Here is a 17,166-nt window from a genome sequence, read left to right on the forward strand (position 1 = left end):
TGTCCACGATCACATACAGGCGGCCGGTGGGGAACTGCCAGCGCAGGACCTGCAGGAAGTCGAGAAACTCGCGGTGGCGTTTACGGTCGCGGATGCGGTAGAACATCCGGCCGCTGTCGAGGTCGAGGCCGGCCAGCATGTGCCGGACCCCGCTGGTGCGGTGGAAGGTGGCTCGTAGCCGTAGCGGCCTGCGTGCTGCTCGCCAGGCTTTGCCCTTGCGGGGTTGCAGGTTCAACGGTCCGAACTCGTCGACGCAGATGACCCGCCCGTCGACGGGTGGATGGTCGTAGAGGTCGAGGATGCGCAGCATCTTGGCCACGAATTCCGGATCGGTGGACGCTTTCCAGGTGGTGGTGGTCTGGAAGGTGACCTTGTGCCGGTCAAGCACCCGGCGGATCGTTTCCCGGCCCGCGGTGGTGATCTTCTCCCGGGCGAGGTGGGCGGCCAGCTTGACCAATGACCAGCACGAGAACGGCAGACCTAAAGCACGGGGGTCGGTACGGGCCATCGCGGCCACCGCCAGGCTGGTGGCGTCATCGATGACCGGTGGCCGGCCCCCGCTCCATTTTGGGTTCAGCGCACCGAACCCGTGCTGGTTGAACGCGTGGATCACGTCACGGACGTAGCCGTCGTCGCAGCGCATCAGACCAACGATCGCCGCGACGGACTGACCCTGGGCTGACATGAGGACCACGATCGCGCGGCGTAGCTTGACCGGGTCTTTCGCGGTCCGGGTGATCCGGACCAGTTTCTGACCCTCCTCCATGGACAGGTCCCGGACGAACACTTCGGGGCGGCGTGGCATCGGATACCTCCGCGCACTCAACACAGAAACCACAAACATCGATATAGTCACATCGATCCGATTACCGGGTCAACGTTTCATGTCACACCACTAGCCTCGACGGCCCAACCCACGCCAGCTGGTGACTGGAAGTCGCCCCTTACGGCTCAGAATCTGCCCTGCGACGTGGAGCAGATGTGGAGCAGAGCCCCGTTCGCAACTGCATGCAACGGCTCTGAACTGGGCATCGACGGCACGCAACTGCACCGACACCACGGTGAAGATCAAACCTCTGTACAGGTATTTCCATGTATGCGCACCTCGTTCTTTTGGCACGGAAGAGGTCACTGGTTCAAACCCAGTATCGCCCACCATTTATGCAGGCCAGAGGCTCGCTGGCAATCTTCTCTAGCGAGCTTTCTTGATGTTTGGGCGCGGTTGTGCTCCCGAGGATTATTCGTCTCCCATTCAGAGGGATAGTTGTCCCGCGCTGCGGTGATGCAAATTCGGCTGTCGGCAGGTGGCTCGTGGAGCTCCCTTCTGGACCGGAGAAGAGGTCAACGGCCGCTGGTCATTCGGGACCTTCGCAGTCAGAGCCGCCTTCGAAGGCGATGAGCGGCGTCAACGGCAGGGCCTGCTCCCGTTCTATGCCAAAGCACGGTGAAACCTGGCCGCAGCGCATCGACGTCTCGGGCGCATCCGAAGCGGCCGGCACGGCAGAGCGCGACTTTCGAGTGGCGGTTGGCGGCAGTCGCCGGTATCGCCCTCGCAGGAACGGGCATGGTCGCCTACCTCACCGCCGCGCTGAGCGTCATGATCCTCATCGCGATCGGGTTCCCTCTCTGGCTGCTCTCGCCTGCCGCCCCTCACCCGTGGTGAATCGCCATCCGATGAGGGCGGCGGGCCAGTTCACCGGGCACCGACCGCGCGTCGGCGGACGACCAGCGGCCTCACGGGCCGGATCGCCAGCCCGGCGTCGCGGCGTCGCTTCCTGCCCGTCCCGTCGTTGATTTTGCAGGTGCGTATCCGTGCCGCCGGTGACGGGTCGGCCCATACAACGCCAGCCGTCCCCGGCTGGGCAGGCTCGCCACCGACCCATCCCGCATGCCAGACCGCGCAACGTGACTGCGCCACTCAGTGCTACGGCTGGGACGACCGTGCGAGGCGTGAGCCGCAGAACGGCGAGCGGGGCAGCCGCCGGTGACGGCAGCGTCGAGCGGCAACCCGACGGACACACGGCTTTGCGCGACCATGTCAGGCGTCAGGCTGGTCCACGAGAGCGGCAGGTGCGCCTCACTATGCCGACCCACGACGTTTGTCGTGTACGCCTGTCCTGCGGACCAGCCCGCCGCTCATCCGCGGGTTTCGGACAGACGGGTTTCGCACACGCTGTGGACAGAGCCGGTGTGATAGCTCCAATCTCGGCGCATGAATCTCCACTCCTCGCGGCGTATCGCTGCGACTGCTTCCGCAGCCGTACTGCTGCTGTCCACCGTGGTAGCCCAGCCCGCGTCCGCAGCCGATGACGTGCGCACCTCGTCACTGCGCCTGTGCGACCCCACCGGCTGCTACGTGGCCTGGCGAGTCGTCGACTCCGATCACGACGGAGTCTGCGACGCCGACGAACTGATGGCGGGCACCGACCCGTACGACCCGACCAGCCGCCCTGGATTGAAGGTGGTCGTCGACATCGCCCACGAGCGCAAGCTGCCATCCTTCGAGAACGGGCTGGGCGTGTTCCTCGCCCTCCCCCAGGAGATCATCGAGGCGCGTGGAAAGGCCGGCATGGATGTGCTGGGCGCCTTCGACATGGCCTCCCGGCACGACACGCTGCACCACTTCAGCCTCACCTTCGGCGAGGTCACGACCGGCGGCGTCGACCTCGACCCGACGCATGGCTTCTCCCTCGGCCTGGCCGGGACGGGCGGGCCGGGCTCCAAACCTGGTCTGCGGGTCGGCGGGGTCTCCGTCGGCCTGATCGCGGCCGGATTCGACGAAAACCAGTACACGTTCGGGCAGGAGCACGGCGGCGTCAAGACCGTCGAGCGGTACAAGGACGGCGGCAGCCGTTTCGTGTTCAACGACGGCGCCAGCCGGGAAACTCACCCCGACGGCCAAGGCGGCTTCGTGCAGACCACGACCAACCCCGACGACAGCCCCGGACCCACGACGACGGGACAGTCCCACACGGAGAGCGACGGCGAGGGCGGCACCGTCCGCCGGGAAAAGGAGACCACCACCGACCCCAACGACGATGTAGACACCGTCGTCTACCGGGAGACGCACGACGCCCCAGGCGGCGGACGCAGCAGTTACACAGAGGTCGTGCAGGTTGTCCGCGACGACAACGGCGACGTCACGGGCAGCTACAAGACGACGATCGTCAGCATCATCTCCGCCGACGGCGAGTACAGCTCCACGGACGTCACGATCGAGCAGTGCGACAACAGCAACAACTGCACGGTGATCGCCTCCGGTTACGAGGACTCCGACACCGTCGACGACGAGGAGTACTACAACCCCGACGCCGACACCGACATCGTCACCTTCGAGATGGCGGACAACGCGCTGCGCACCCGCGGCGCGGCGGTGAAGGTGATGAACGGCTGGGCCGCACCCGGCTTCGAGGGCGACCCGGCCAACCCCCACGACCCGGGCCTGATCGGACTGATCGACTCTGATCTGCAAACCAGCTACCTGCTGGTGTCGCCGCCCCGGGTGACCAAGGCCCAGCCCGAGGGCCACCCCGGCCTTCCCCAGCCCGGCCAAGCCGCCCCGAAGGACGGCGGCTGCGGCGGATACTGCGGCTGACCTGCATCCGGCCGCCGGGGCGCGCGTACGCCCGGCGGCCGGTCCGGTCGCCGCGGCCCACCTCGGCCACGATTCACCGGGCCCGGCGGCGTGCGGTCGCGGCGCTCGCGTAGCGTCGCTGGTGAGGCTGTTCGAGGGCTTCGGCGAATGTCCGCTACGCGCTGCCGTTGACTGCCGCCACGCTGCCTGTCGTCGGCCAGACGAGTCTTCGAGCGCCTCTTCCTCCGCGGAACATGCCCACAGGACTTCACCGACACGACGACTGATCCGTACGTGCTACCCCTGCTCGACCACGAGCTGGGGTAGCAGTACTCGACGCGTTCAACCCTCGTTCCGATGATCTGGAGGTCCTCGATGTCGGGGACAGCGAGCAGATCGAGGCGTTTCTCGGTGAGCACGTTGGCACGCGTCTAGTGACGAACTCACGCGGTGAAGTGCATGAATTTCCATGGCCATGATCATGCACCCGCTCATGTGACAGACTCGCGCGGTGACATCAGGTGTTCCGCGTACGGTAAAGGCGGTCAGCACACCGGAGCTGGTTCGTTTGGATAGCCAGGCGATCGAGTTCCGGCTAAACCGTAATCACGGCGCCGGTTGGCTGACCCGTTACGCCGATCCCGAGGCCACGCATTTCCTGCGGCCGTTCTTGCTGCACCGGTTGTCGCACCGACCGGAGGTCTCCCCGCATGTGCGATGCATGCTGCTGCTCAGGATGCGCGACGGCCAGCAGATCTTCTCATTGTTGGACGTCATGCCCGCCTCGTTCGACGCACTGCCCGATACGCTGGACGCCGCAGCGATGGCCCGGATCGTGCATTTGCTGGATCACGGTGGCCTGCCGACGCAGGCGGAATGGGCGAGCGGTAACACCTGACCTGCGATATCGGCTGGTATTGGACGACGGGGTTTGCCGATACTCGACCAGTGATCTACCAGCCAGCTGGCGCCCCTCGCCCAGACGACCCGATCGATCGCAAGGATCTCGATTGGGAACGGGGCAGCAACCTCAACCGCTGCCATTCACCTCAGGATGTCGATGCCGCGTTCGACCGCGGTGAGGAACGTGTTGGCGTCGCGGTCATCGCGTTGGCCTACAACCACGCCGACACGGATGCCGTCCTGGTCCGGGTCGCTCGTGGTCTTCGCTCATCAAGCCCGGAGACGCGTCGGCAAAGCCTGCTCGCGCTGATGCACACCGCCCGGCTGCACGGCCGAGTCGACAGCGTCACGTTGGATCTGCTTCGCGAGCTGCTGCTCGATCACAGCCCGATCAGTGCCGGAAGTCTGTATGACGTACGCGGGACCGCGATTCAGACCGTCGAGGACCTTCGGGTATTTCTGCCTCGTGACCAGTTGCCCGCCTGGGTGAACGACTTCAATGGCTAAGGACCAACGTGCCGATCCCGCTGCGCTGGCGCCTGCTCGATGCCAAAACCGGCACCACTCTCACCGACTGCACGGACATCGATGGCCTGTTCGTCGACCACACCTTTCCGATCCAGCCCACGTACGAGCGTTACACGCTCGCGGGCTGCGCACCGACCGGACCGCTCTTGGACGCGATCGAGGGCACCGGTTCGACCTGGTTCGGCAACCTCATCGTCGAGAGAGCCCACCACGCCGACCGGCCAGTCGGCGAGCGATGCGGGACCAGTTGCCGACGGTGCTACGAGATTATGGAGGAGTTGCTCGACGTTAGCGTCGTCGGCCACCGGCCCGCCGGCGACGGGTCCGGCCTACTGGATATCGATCTCAGGGGCCATCGCCGCGAGAGCGACGCCAACTGCGGCGGCAGCATCGCACCCGATGTCGTCGGGTACCGACTGGCGGTCTGGGCGGGCAACGGACCCGGCGGGGACACTCCGGCTGGCGAATGCCGCTACGTCACCGGCCTGTTCCATAAGCGCCCAGAACTCTGGTCACCGGGCCCACCGCTGACCTTGCTCGGCTGCAGTTCCGTGCTCGATGGGCCGGTCGCGGCGGAGCTGGCCCACATCCGTGTCGACGGCACCGCGCACACCATGGGGTGGGGGCAACGCGTGTTCGGCGACATCGTGGCCACGCGCCCGTCCACCCTTGGCGAGAGCCTTGTCGACATCGTGCTGGACGCACAGATCCCGGAACCGTTGGCGGCCAATGACCGCCCGCTGTGGGACATGTGGCGCGCCGGCGGCCCGACCGAGCCGAACCTTTGGGCGACACTTGATCGCAGCGATCGCTGCCTGTGGGTGCGCGCTGCCGCAGTCCATCGCCGTCATGAGCCTGACCAACCCGCAGACACGGTGTATCACCTGGACGGACGTCACATCACTGACTATGACGGGTTCTTCTGCGCGATCGGCGAAGCGATCAACGGCCCCGGCGGTTGGTTCGGCGGCGATCTGTTCTGGCTACACGAGAACGCAGCAACCGGCGATGGCGGAGCGACTCCTGGCTTTCGCCTCATCTGGCACCACTCCGAAGTTGCCCGAACCCACCTGATGACCGGCTACGACCGCAAGAGCTGGCTACCCGCGGTCACGTTCGACGACCTGGTCCAATACCTCGCCGAGGATGGGGTTCTGCTCGATCTGCGCTGAGCAGCCTTCCATATGCGATGACCTGCAAATCGGCTGGGGAATGCGACCTAATTCTGCCATGATCGGTGCTGTGACCGGCCGCTTCGTACCTGACAACGCAGCTCCGGCCCCGTCCTTGGCTGCAGCACAGCTGGTCGTCGGCATGCTGGACATCGACCGTGTGCCTTGGTGGGCGGCGCAATGGTTGTCCGAGGGATTCGACGGACCGATGCTGCGGGAACTGGCCGGTCTCGGTACGCGAGACCAAGCGGTGTACGACTTGTTGCCCGCCGCATTGGCAGATATGGCGATCGACCTGCCCAGCGGGGAGGTCGCCGCTGCGGTCGTGATCTTCAACGATCTTGCCACGATGTGTCTTGCCGGCCGCGCGGACGAGCAGTGGGTTGTGGCGAAGGTCGAGGAAGTCGTGGTGAACAGCAACTACGCTCCGGAGGTTGTCGCCTTGCCGCTGGGCAAAATCTGGAACGCACCGGACTACTGGGGCGGCAAATGGCTGCCCGAACTGCGTGAACTCATCCGCCAGTCATGCCAAGACCAGCTACGCCTCGACGACTCTACCCGCAGCAGCTGATGGCCGGAGCTGCTCCGGACGGCGGCTCAGAGTCCGACCTGCGGCGTGGAGCAGATGTGGAGCTAAGTGCTCCTTGCCGTTAATTCGTCGGGGGTCACGCTGTGACGGGTAGGGGCGGGTGCTCGGCGAGGCGTTTGAGGGTCGCGTCAAGGTCTCTCTTGGTATAGCGCCAGTTGAACGGCCTGGCACCGAGGTTGTAGTGGTCGTGGAACGCGTCGAGCCGGTTCTCGACGTCGGCCAGATCGTAGAAGTCGGTGGGCGTGACGACCTTGCGCTGCACGACCGAGAAGTAGATCTCGATCTGGTTCAGCCAGCTGGCGTGCAGTGGGGTGTGCACGATCGTGGCGGTGGGCCACGCCGTGCTCATGCGATCGTGGGACGCCTGCCCGCGATGGGAGGAGCCGTTGTCGACGATCCAGAACACCCGGCGTGCCGAGGCGTAGGGTTCGCGGGTCATGACCTGCTCGACCAGCCGCGCGAAGGGGACCAGGCCGGTCGTGGGCTCGCAGCGGCCGTGGACCTTCCCGCGATGCACGTCCAACGCGGCCAGGTAGGCCAGGGCCCCACCGCGGTCGTACTCGTGCTCGACGCGCATCAGCCTGGACCGGCCCGGCGGCAGGGTCGGGTGGCAGCGGCACCGGGCCTGTATCGACGTCTTCTCATCTGCGCTGATCACGAACTCGTCGTCGCTCAGCGGGCGTCCCTGCCAGGTCCGGGCATACAGGTCGAGCACGACTCCGGCCTTGGCGGCGAAGTCCGGATCACGCGGGAAGATCCAGGACCGGTACCGCCAGGGCTTGATCGCATCGGCGGACAGCCACCGGGCAACCGTCGAAGCGGAGATGTCGGCGACGATCCCCGCAGTGACCGCCTCACCGGCCAACTCGTCGGCGCTCCAGCGTGACAGCGGCACACCACGATCGGCCGGGAGCTCACACGCCAGGGCCTTGACCTGCGCCTGCTGCACCGGCGTGAACGTAGATGGGCGGCCGGGCCGGTCCGCGTCGGCCAGTCCCCGCAACCGCAGCGCCCAGAACCGGCGCCGCCATTTGCGCACCGTGTCCACGTGCACCGCCTGCCGCGCGGCGATCACCGCGTTCGGGGCGCCGCCCGCGGCGGCCAACACGATCCGCGCCCGCACCACCAGCCGATACGCGCCGGTAGGCCTTCGCGCTAACGCCACCAGCGCGGCGTGCTCTTCAGAATCCAGGACGATCGGGTACAGGCTCGTCGGGGGCATCGACATGTTCTGCCACCCCGCACCGCCGCGCCCACACCGACACGCCGCACCCGGTGCGGCACTATGGCAGCCGTGGCCAAAACCCCGCCCGAATCGACCAAGACCTCACTGCACAACCGTCTGGCCGAGCACGCCCGGACGCACTGGCTGGCCCTGACCGCAGTCGACGTCCGCTACCACGGCGTATTCGCCTACGTCGACGGCCGCCTCGCCGACGGCACCACCCTGCCGCTGTTCAGGCTGCGCTACGGCGGCTACGCCAACCAGTGGGGCTTCGCGATCTACCTGGCCAGCAAAGACGGCTACGAAGACTCGTACCTGCCCAGCGGCCACACCGTCGGCACCGCCGAAGAAGCACTCGACTGCGCCTGCGGCCTCTACCTCGACAACTCGGTCACCTGACCGACCCCCGACGAATTAACGCCGAGCAGCACTAAGGACCCGGCTCCCCATAGAGAGCCGGGCCTTTTGCGTTTCAGACCGGTACTGTCCGAACCGGCATTGCTACCGTGGAGAAGATCTCGACGTCGTCTATCTCGATACGGATGGTGAGTGCATCCGGCGATTGCGGCGGGTCCTCAAACTGGCCCACGTAGACGCTGTCGGACTTTCCGCCGGACCGGGAGCCGCTATGGAACACCAGTGGCTGCCCCGTGGCGGGCGTGACGGTCATCGACCACGGTCCAGATGAGGCTTCGGCCAGGCCGCCAGGACCCGCGATGAGGACGTAGAGCCTGGCGGCGAGCGGAACGCACACAAGCAGCTTGTACCGGTCGGACGTATCCGCCTCGGCAATCCACATCATGCGTCAAACCATATCGGAACAGGCAAGCGTCTTGACCGGTCCGTACGCGGGGTAGGGAGGCAGCTCGCCGCCCAGTTGGACCGCCGTCGCCCAGACCTTCACGTACCACCGGCCGGTGGTCCTTACCAGGCACTTTCCGCTCCCAGAGGCGACGAGGTTCGTGGCCACACCGGAGTTGTACGCCTGGCCCTGGTATTCCTCGGTCTGGTGGTCGCCGACGCCGACGATGGTCCAGATCTCAATCCTGATCGACAGAGTGTCGACATGGTTGCAGATCGTCTTGGCACCATACTGGACCGTGTTGTTGCTCGCCGAGTACAACGGGTCCGGAGCTGCCTCGCCCTCGCACCAGAGGCTTTCGGTGGACGCGCCGCCGTTGGCGGAGGTCGTCCCGTACTGCAACGGCGCCGCTGGGTCGGCCGGAACTGAGGCCGCGCTGGCGGGGGTGCTAATTGCGACCAGAGCAAGAGCTACCGCGATGATCGCGCTGCGTTTCATGGAATTGCTCATTGCTTTCCTCCCCTGTTGGTTGAACTGGCGTGCTGGGCACTTCAACTACGGTTTGCCGTGCATGTCGAACTCGCCGGCCTTGATGCCGGCGACGAACGCGTTCCAGATGTCGGCCGGGAACTCGAGCACCGCAGCGTCTGGATTCTTGGAGTCGCGGATGCCGACGGTGGCGCCTTGGTGTGCGAACTCGACACAGTTGGCGCTGCCGCCAGAACGAGTCGACTTACGCCAGTGGTCGAACGAAGTGCGCGGTTGATCCATGGCGTCACCTTCCGTTACGCATTTCCTCCGCCACCGTGGCGAGGAAGTCGAGGCTGTCCGAAGCTGGCATCGCAGCTTCTGCAAGTCGCTGATGAAGCTCGATGTAGACGGCCGTGGCGGGAGTGTTCGCCAGCACCTGGTCGCTGGTTTCGGCTTCGATGGCAACGACGACTGGGTCGTCGGGATCTGAATATCGGTAGATCGAGAATGAGGACAGCGGAATGGTGTCGCCCTCAATGCCGGCGGCCAGCCGCAGGACTCGGATCCGTGTCGCCTGGCTGCTGTGCCCGACGTCGACGAGGTGGTCGAGTTGAGACGCCACGACGTCGTTCGGAGCAGCGGGTCGGCGGATGGCAAGTTCGTCGAGGACCACCTCGTAGGTCGGGCCTGCATCGCGGTGCACCGCCTGTTGGCGAAGGAGCCGGGCCTCGACCGCGGACAGACAGTCAAAGGGCAGACGGTGCGCCGCGCGTTCTGCTCGGCAGCGCGCCTCCGTGAACGACGGAATCTGCAGCAGACCCGGGATCAGCGTCATCTGATACTCGTCGATTCGCCGTGCGCCCGCTTCCAGGCCTGCGTACATCGCCTGCCGGGGTCCCATCGTCTCGGCGAGCGGCTCCCACCAGCCGATGGTGGCAGCCTGCCGGGCGATCGTCAGCAGATCTTCCAGTTGATCGGCTGGCACGTCGAAGTGTGTCAGCAGCGCGGCGATCTCGTCGGGATCAGGCGCTAGATGACCGTTGAGCAGCCGCGAAACGTGCTGGCGGGTGGCGCCGATGACGGCTGCCATGCGCGCCGTCGAATATCCGCGGGCGCGCCGCAAGCTGTTGAGTTCGTGGGCAAGGCGCTGCCGACGGACATGCGGGCTGATCATCGCTAGCTACCTCTGGCAGTTCGCTGCGGACTGTCACCGGCATCCGCCGGTGATTGGAGAAGGTAGCGTTGCTTTCGACACTTGGCGATGCCTGCCGGCCGTCACCCGATCACATAACGGCACGTCAGAGGCTTCTCGACCGGTAAGCCTCCCGGCAAGGCTCCCATCAAAACGTCGTTTCGACGGGTTGGACTGTCCATGCTGGCATTGGTGGAGCGAAGGTCCACCGGTTCACGACAGGATCAACTCTCAATACCTGGCGTTTGTGCATATTTCGGTTGGCCCGGTGTGGCGCGGTGGCCTCCTCGTGCCACCGATCGGGAGCACGGCCGTTAGCCTTCGAAGACCATGGATCGAACGGTCTGCGCGCAGCCCCATGACAGAGATAGTCCTGCTCCCCCATGACCGTAGTTGTGCACGACGAGGCCTCGATGGCTGCGGTCGATTTCGACGCGGATCTCCGGACGGGTCGGCCGGAGTCCCACCCGATGCTCGATGACGGTCGCGCTGGCCAGACGTGGTTCGATTGCGGCGCAGCGCCGCATGATAGCCGCCGATACGTCGAGGTCGATCTGGCTGTCCGCGTTCATCGCAGATGCGGTTCCGCCGAGGACGACATGGTCACGGTGGGGAAGAAAATGGGTCAGGTCCGCCGAGTCGCCGGTGTCCTCGGAGAAAAACTCGGTGATGCCTGGATTGGTGACGACGACGAGTTGACCTCGTACTGGGTAGAGGGTGGCGTCGTCGGCCAATACCGTCGCTCCCAATCCTGAGGCGTTGACGACGGCGGCGAATTGTCCGGCCAGTTCGTCGAGATGATCCAAATGTCGTTGGACGAAGCTGCCGCCCGCCGCGAGAAGGCGGGCTATGAGCGCATTCAGGTAGACCGGCATGTCGACCACCGGAATCGTGTATCGCCAGCCGCAGGTGAAACCCGCAGGCAACTCCCCAGGCTCGCATGACCGTACCCCTGGCAGCGCGGCTGCCCACGCGGGAAGCACCGCCGCATTGCGGGAAGCCTCGATCCCGGACAGCATCGACACCCCGTACTGGGGCTGGTCCGCGTGCTCGGTGAGTACCGCCAGCGTGTGCGCGGCCCAGGTCTGTACTCGGTCGTATGGCTGTACGAGATACGGTCCCCACGACGCACCGGCGGCTAGCGAGGTCGCGCCGGGGATCTGCTCGGCGTAGACCGTGACGTCGAACCCGTCCTCGGCGAGGACGATGGCGGAGGTCAGACCGATGACGCCCGCTCCGACGACCGCTATCCGCTTGGTGCTCATGTCGTGACGCTAGCGGGTTACGCGCGCTCAGGCGGTCCGGTCATGCCTCGGGTGTCGGTGAGCCTAGGTGAAGTTGGGGAGCGTCGTACAGCGCTGGGTTGGGCAGCCGGTGCATGGACGGCTCGGCGACCTCGGTGATGATCATTTCGACGAGGAACTGCACGCGCGCGTCGAGTAGGTGGCTGGTGTAGCCCTGCGCGGATAGTTCTTTGAGCCCGACGGCTACGTGGATGTGTGGGCTGATGGTCTTTGTGGCCGGGTTCCATGCGATGGTGCCGGCGCCGATGGCTTCGACGTTGGTCAGGTGGACTTTCGTCCACACTGGCGCTTGGGGGTTGTCGAGTTTGTCGCAGGTTCCGACGATGTCGACCGTGGCGAATCCGGCGATGAACATGGGGATGTAGCCCTGGCGGATGTTGTGCGTGGCGCAGAAGTCGGTCAGCGTGGGGAAGAAGTCTTCGCCGTGGTCGAAGACCAGGGCGAAGCTGCGACCGAGGGTGAGCTGCCGACTGCTAGGCATGGTTGTGCTCCGTGAAGGCTGTGCGGATGTCGGCTGGGCTGGTGGAGTCCGCTAGGAGTGCCCAGAGCAGTACTCGGGCCTTGTAAGGGCCGAGGTCGCCGGACGGGATGAGGCCGCGGCTGATGAGGTCGGATTCGGAGCCGGTGAACCCGTAGGTGTTGGTCAGTGACGGTCCGGTGGTGATGCGGCTGGCGAGTACGACGGGTTGCTGTGCGCAGGCCTTCTCGAGATGGTCGGCCCAGGTCATGGGGACGTGGCCGACGCCGAAGCCGGCGACGATCAGGCCGTCGAAGCGGTGTGCGAAGTCGCTGATCCACGATCCGTCGTCGCCTAGGGTGGCGGTGATCATTCCGACGGTCGCCGGCGCTGTTGGTCGCAACGGTCGCCGGGGCTTGGTTGCGCGCGGGACTGGAGGGTGCCCGTAGCGGACCTCACCTTCGACGATCCAGCCGAGAGGTCCGCTGGCACCGGAGGCAAACGCGTTGGTGGCGATCGTGTGGGTTTTGGCGACATGACGTGCGGCGTGGACTTGGTCGTTGAGGACGACCAGACAACCTCGGCCGCGGCTGCACTCGTCGGCGGCGACTCGGATCGCCGCGAGGAGGTTTGCGGGGCCGTCGGGGCTTGGTTGGGTCGGGTTGCGCATGGCTCCGGTGACCACGATCGGCGCGTCGGCGTCGTGGAGCAGGTGCAGCAGGTAGGCGCTTTCCTCGATGGTGTCGGTGCCTTGGACGACGACTGTGCCGGTGCTGCCCTGGTCGAGTTCCGCGCGGATCGCGTCATGGACCGTGAGAATGTCGGGGAAGGTCAGCGAGCCGCCGGGTATGCGCATCACGTCGCGGACGTGGACGTCGATGTTGGTGCCGTCGAGTCCCGGGATGGCGGCGATGAGGTCGGCTGCCGACAGTGTGGGTGCGACGAGGCCGGTGCTGCCGCTCATGGAGATGGTTCCCCCGAGCGTGATGACGGTGACGCGGGGGGTCGTGCCGGCCATGGACGTCTCCGAAGGTGATGCGGGCGCAGCGTGCGTCGGCGTGTTAGTCGCGGTCTTGCGTGAGGGTAGCAATGAAGTTGATCGCCGTTTGGGTGCCGTGCAGAGACAGGTGGCGGCTGTGCGGGCGGATAAGACCGTGCAGTCCGGCGGCGGCGAGTTCTCGGCAGCGGTGTTGCAGCCACCGCCAGTCCAGATCGAGGTAGTCGGCTAGCGTGCGCAGTCGCCGGGCTGGTGCCGGGTGGCCGACAAGGGTGTCGTGGGCCGCTGCGGCGATGACCTGAGCGTAGGGTGCGGTGGATCGGGCTCCGGTGTGGTCGGCGACTTGCCAGAGCGCGTCGGTGCGGATCCAGTTCGCCTTGATCGCCCGGTTGCCGGCCAGAACGAATCCGTCGACGGCGCTGTAGGTGGGGTCGGAAAGGATGCGGCATCGTACGCCTGATGCCTCCATGTAGGCGATGGTCAGCAATAGCAGGATGCGATCGGTCAGGGGTGACCCGGAGATCTGCTGTACGGGCAGGCAGAAGGTCCTGGTTACGCCCGCACGAGCTGTTCGGTGCAGGTATTGCTGCTTGTGGGTGAAGCTGAGCCACGTCGCGGCTTCCTCGCCGCGCTGTTCACGGGTCCAGAACATCGGCCCGTCTGTGATTCCGCCGCGCAGGCTGGTTTCGATGAAGGCCGCGCAGACGCGGGATCCGAGCCACATTTTGCTCACCGAGGACAGGCTCGGCATGGCGATGGCCGCGACGGTGTCTGAGCCTTGATCGAGGGAGGCGTCGATGGCGTTCCATGACTCGTCCAGGGCGCGGTCGTCGGCCAGGAGGTCTTGATCGAGCCGTGCGTATAGCCAGATAAGCGCTGTCGTCAGGTCATCGACGGTGTACGCGTCCGGGATCTGTGATGCTGCGGGGAGGCGTTGGTCATTCCGCCGCTCGGCGATCAGGGTCTTGCCCGTTACGGGCGACGTGGTGGTGCCGAACACATGCATCGCCGGTCGCGACGACTGCTGCCGCAGTTGCAGGTCGATCCGTATCTCGGCCGGGCCGAGGGTGGACCCGGCGGTGATCATGATGTCGAGATGGCTGCCGTCCGGTATGGCGGCAGCTGTGGCCGCCGGGAATGCTGACAGCATGGTCGGGGGCGATTCTACTGGGTTGCCGCGGCCGCGGACGATGAAGAAGCCGAGGTCGGCGTCGTTGTCGACGCCGAACACGGACCGCAGTGCTTCGCGATAGACCTGCTGGGGCCAGCGGTAGATGCCGCGCTCGAACTTGCCGATGTGGCCGGCGTCGATCGCGGCGTGGCGAACGCCGCGTCGCACCAGTTCGGCGTTGACCGCGTCGGCGAGTTCCTGGCGCGACAGTGTTCGACCCGAACCTGTCGGGGACAGCCGGCTCAGCCGAGCCGCTTTCAGCTTGTCGTTGGGTCGGTCCATATCAAGTCCGCTTTCGACCTGCGCTGTCCAAGGATTCGACTCCTCCCCCGTCTCCCTCGACGGAAGCCGGTCCTCCTCCGGCACTCACGGACGCGCTGGTCTCCGAGAAGCAAACGCGGGCGTCGACCCTCCCAACAGCGGCCAGAAGCAACTGCCGCCCTTCGGCGACGGCCTGATGGACCGGGCTGTCGGGCGGGTACCGGGTGAGGATCTCGGCAATGCGTTCCTGCGCGCTGACGGATTGCCCAGACGGCCCGACAGTGAGGTCGGCGGTGGCCAGCGCGTCGGCCAGGGGGCCGTCTTCTCGCTCATACGCTTCAAGCTCGGCCACCAGACCCCGGCGAGCTGCTTCGAAGCGTGCGCCGGTGTGATGGGCAACCAGCGCAGTGACGCGGCGCGGCAGCCCCACAGTGTCCAGATAGCGGGCGCCGTCCAGAGAGTGCAGACCGGTGTGGGCGATTGTGGGCGCGTAGCCGACGTCGTGCAGCCACGCCGCTGCGATCAGCACGTCCTGTTCGTCGTCGGCGACGGCAAAGCGCAGCTGGTGGGCGCGGGCGCCGACGGCTTGAACATGCCGCCAACGTTGCTCAAGCCCGGCGCTGCCGAGGCATCGGGTGGCGACGTGGATCGACCAGGCCACAAGGTTTTGCATACTCCGAACGATAGGTTTCAGTCCCAGCGCACAGCTACGGATTCCGACCGGACGTCTGGGGACGTCCTGTACGACGCCTGTGCACTCGGTAATGCGCAGGCAGGGGTCCTTAGGTCAGCCGATGTGGGGCTGCGGCCTGACGGCCAGCGCGTGGTCGATGCGCAGCCTCATCGACGGATGGATGTCCAGCTCATCGAGACGGCTTGGGTCGACCCATTCGACCTGGCGTGATTCGTCCGAGGTCTGCAGCCGGCCGCCGGTCGGCCGGGCGGTGAAGGCGATGCTGAACTGCTGGCGGACCTCGCCGTCGTCGTAGGCCATGACATGCCCTGGGTTGGTGTAGATCCCGACCAGGCCGGTGACTTCGACGTCGATGCCGGTCTCCTCGCGGACCTCCCGCACGACGGTCTCGGTGATCGATTCGCCGATGTCGTGGCCGCCGCCGGGCAAGGCCCACAGGTTGTTGTCGGTCTTCTGAATCATCAGCAGCTGCCCGTGTTCGTTGCGGACGGCGGCCACCACCGACGGCACGACGCTGTTGGCCGGCGGGGCTGCGGGGTCGTTGAAGAAGTCTCGCCTTGGCATTTTCAGCCTCCTTTCACAACCTGCGCGATAGCCTCGTCGAGGTCTGCGGTCGACACCGGCCCGGGCGCAACGGACCAGACTTTGTCGAAGCTGCCGAGGTACTGGTCGAACACCCGCCCTTCCGGGACACGCTGCAGGTGTAGAACCGGATTCTGCCCCGCCGTGTAGCCGTACATGTGGATGTTGGCCAGCAGTGTGTCGTCGCCACGAACGATCGAGGCGTACAACGTCGTGTTATGCAGTCTGATCTCGATGTTCGACGTCTCGACGATCGGCTGGAAGTAGCGCAGGCTCAGGGCGACCCGATGAGCCAGTCCTATGCCGAACCCTTCCTCCTCGCCTCGCTGGCGCACCGCCGTGCCGGACGGGTCGCCCAGCAGAATCCTGACCCGGCAACCGGCACGGGCCCGCCTGCCGATACGGGCAACGTCATGCACCTCCGGAAGGAACAGCCCGGCATACACCAGGATGTCAAGACCGTCCTGGGCTTCGTCGATCACGGAACGCCACAGGTCCGGCGGCACCGCGGCCCGCGTCGGGTAAAACTCGGCGAGCTCAGCTCGCCCCGCGGAAACCGTTCGTGGATCTAGCGCAACGGCTGGCCACAAGTCTGTCTCGTCAACGCGCAGAAGTTCGGCGGTGGCGGCACGGTGTGTTCGATGCGGCAGCCGATCGAGGCTGATCCATCGTTCGACGGTCTTGGGATCCACTCCGATCAGCTCAGCACACCGGGTGGGGGTGAGCCCGGCCTGGCGCAGGGCATCTCGGAGCCGCTCGTTAGCCACGCGTCCACCTGCCGCCACCCATAGGGACTTTTCTACCACGCGGAAACGTCCCATCAAGTCCCCACGAGTGAGGCGCACAACGAAGTACACGATCAGCGCACGGTCAGTCGGTCCACGCACGACAAGAGTGCCTGTCCCGAACGATCATGAACGGCTTTCAAAACTGGAAACGAATCTGCGCGCCCGCTGGTCAACGCCTTATCGACCTGCTAATCGCTCGCCAATCCTCCCACCATGTCGGCGTTCCGCCGAAATAGGACTGTCCGCAACGCTGAACACCAACCACGCGGCGTCGTTCACCGGAGTGCTGACGCCGACCTCACACGCACATCGGGTCCATACCGAGTCTGTCGATCGGTAGGGCGCAAGGCGAGGGAGACGCGGATGCGCCGCCACACGGCCAGCCAGCACGACGGGCTGTCAGACCGACGCAGTCTACAAAGGCCGCTCGCCGTCGAATCATGTCCGGGGAAGTTG

At 65.8% G+C, this 17,166-nt stretch carries 19 protein-coding genes; 6 read left to right on the top strand and 13 right to left on the bottom strand.

Features of this window, described 5'->3' with window-relative positions; genetic code table 11:
* On the bottom strand, positions 1–805 hold an 805-nt coding region (locus tag AB0M47_RS27315; RefSeq protein WP_363419039.1), incomplete at its 3' end, for an IS630 family transposase.
* A 1,407-nt stretch (positions 806–2,212) separates the two neighbouring features.
* On the opposite strand from AB0M47_RS27315, the gene AB0M47_RS27320 reads away from it, so the two are divergent.
* The 5 genes from AB0M47_RS27320 to AB0M47_RS27340 all read left to right on the top strand — a co-directional run bounded on the left by AB0M47_RS27320 (position 2,213) and on the right by AB0M47_RS27340 (position 6,748).
* The gene (locus AB0M47_RS27320) at positions 2,213–3,595 is read left to right on the top strand and encodes a hypothetical protein (RefSeq protein WP_363419040.1); all 1,383 of its coding nucleotides are present in this window, start codon (positions 2,213–2,215) and stop codon (positions 3,593–3,595) included.
* Between the two features lie 490 nt (positions 3,596–4,085).
* On the top strand, positions 4,086–4,472 hold the full coding sequence (locus AB0M47_RS27325; RefSeq protein ID WP_363419041.1) for a hypothetical protein: 387 nt from the start codon (positions 4,086–4,088) through the stop codon (positions 4,470–4,472).
* 50 nt (positions 4,473–4,522) lie between these two features.
* Positions 4,523–4,984: a hypothetical protein gene (locus tag AB0M47_RS27330; protein ID WP_363419043.1), complete on the top strand. Its 462-nt coding sequence runs from the start codon at positions 4,523–4,525 to the stop codon at positions 4,982–4,984.
* Positions 4,985–4,992: 8 nt separating this feature from the next.
* Positions 4,993–6,177: a hypothetical protein gene (locus AB0M47_RS27335; protein WP_363419045.1), complete on the top strand. Its 1,185-nt coding sequence runs from the start codon at positions 4,993–4,995 to the stop codon at positions 6,175–6,177.
* A gap of 70 nt (positions 6,178–6,247) precedes the next feature.
* On the top strand, positions 6,248–6,748 hold the full coding sequence (locus AB0M47_RS27340) for a hypothetical protein (RefSeq protein ID WP_363419047.1): 501 nt from the start codon (positions 6,248–6,250) through the stop codon (positions 6,746–6,748).
* Between the two features lie 94 nt (positions 6,749–6,842).
* Here AB0M47_RS27340 and AB0M47_RS27345 read toward each other — a convergent pair whose 3' ends face one another.
* Entirely contained in the window at positions 6,843–7,994 is a 1,152-nt protein-coding gene (locus AB0M47_RS27345; RefSeq protein WP_363419049.1) for an IS630 family transposase, read from the bottom strand.
* A 66-nt stretch (positions 7,995–8,060) separates the two neighbouring features.
* Between AB0M47_RS27345 and AB0M47_RS27350 the strand changes: the two genes are divergently transcribed.
* Positions 8,061–8,390, top strand: a complete 330-nt coding sequence (locus tag AB0M47_RS27350; protein WP_363419051.1) for a hypothetical protein — start codon at positions 8,061–8,063, stop codon at positions 8,388–8,390.
* Positions 8,391–8,463: 73 nt separating this feature from the next.
* On the opposite strand, the gene AB0M47_RS27355 is transcribed toward AB0M47_RS27350, so the two are convergent.
* From AB0M47_RS27355 to AB0M47_RS27405, 11 genes are all read right to left on the bottom strand, one after another.
* Positions 8,464–8,793, bottom strand: coding sequence for a hypothetical protein (locus tag AB0M47_RS27355; RefSeq protein WP_363419053.1), 330 nt, complete (start codon positions 8,791–8,793; stop codon positions 8,464–8,466).
* Positions 8,794–8,796: 3 nt separating this feature from the next.
* Positions 8,797–9,303 (bottom strand): hypothetical protein, encoded by a 507-nt coding sequence (locus AB0M47_RS27360; protein WP_363419055.1) that lies wholly within the window; start codon positions 9,301–9,303, stop codon positions 8,797–8,799.
* 45 nt (positions 9,304–9,348) lie between these two features.
* A complete protein-coding gene (locus AB0M47_RS27365) occupies positions 9,349–9,564 on the bottom strand; it encodes a DUF397 domain-containing protein (protein WP_363419057.1) in 216 nt (71 codons plus the stop codon).
* Positions 9,565–9,568: 4 nt separating this feature from the next.
* Positions 9,569–10,438 carry a helix-turn-helix transcriptional regulator gene (locus tag AB0M47_RS27370; protein ID WP_363419059.1) on the bottom strand — a complete coding sequence of 290 codons (870 nt, stop codon included), beginning with the start codon at positions 10,436–10,438 and terminating at the stop codon, positions 9,569–9,571.
* A gap of 332 nt (positions 10,439–10,770) precedes the next feature.
* Positions 10,771–11,721: an FAD-dependent oxidoreductase gene (locus AB0M47_RS27375; protein ID WP_363419061.1), complete on the bottom strand. Its 951-nt coding sequence runs from the start codon at positions 11,719–11,721 to the stop codon at positions 10,771–10,773.
* A 40-nt stretch (positions 11,722–11,761) separates the two neighbouring features.
* Positions 11,762–12,241, bottom strand: coding sequence for a PPC domain-containing DNA-binding protein (locus tag AB0M47_RS27380; protein WP_363419063.1), 480 nt, complete (start codon positions 12,239–12,241; stop codon positions 11,762–11,764).
* Positions 12,234–13,235: an asparaginase gene (locus tag AB0M47_RS27385; protein WP_363419065.1), complete on the bottom strand. Its 1,002-nt coding sequence runs from the start codon at positions 13,233–13,235 to the stop codon at positions 12,234–12,236. Before AB0M47_RS27385 ends, AB0M47_RS27380 begins: the two co-directional genes overlap by 8 nt.
* Positions 13,236–13,278: 43 nt before the next feature.
* Complete coding sequence (locus tag AB0M47_RS27390; protein ID WP_363419067.1) at positions 13,279–14,667, bottom strand: hypothetical protein; 1,389 nt, start codon at positions 14,665–14,667, stop codon at positions 13,279–13,281.
* 1 nt (position 14,668) lies between these two features.
* Positions 14,669–15,319: an HD domain-containing protein gene (locus AB0M47_RS27395; RefSeq protein ID WP_363419069.1), complete on the bottom strand. Its 651-nt coding sequence runs from the start codon at positions 15,317–15,319 to the stop codon at positions 14,669–14,671.
* Positions 15,320–15,433: 114 nt separating this feature from the next.
* The gene (locus AB0M47_RS27400; protein WP_363419070.1) at positions 15,434–15,904 is read right to left on the bottom strand and encodes an NUDIX domain-containing protein; all 471 of its coding nucleotides are present in this window, start codon (positions 15,902–15,904) and stop codon (positions 15,434–15,436) included.
* Positions 15,905–15,906: 2 nt separating this feature from the next.
* Positions 15,907–16,689, bottom strand: coding sequence for a DUF5919 domain-containing protein (locus tag AB0M47_RS27405; RefSeq protein WP_363419072.1), 783 nt, complete (start codon positions 16,687–16,689; stop codon positions 15,907–15,909).
* Positions 16,690–17,166: the final 477 nt, after the last annotated feature.

It is taken from the genome of Hamadaea sp. NPDC051192 (assembly GCF_040682475.1).
GTDB lineage: Bacteria > Actinomycetota > Actinomycetes > Mycobacteriales > Micromonosporaceae > Hamadaea > Hamadaea flava.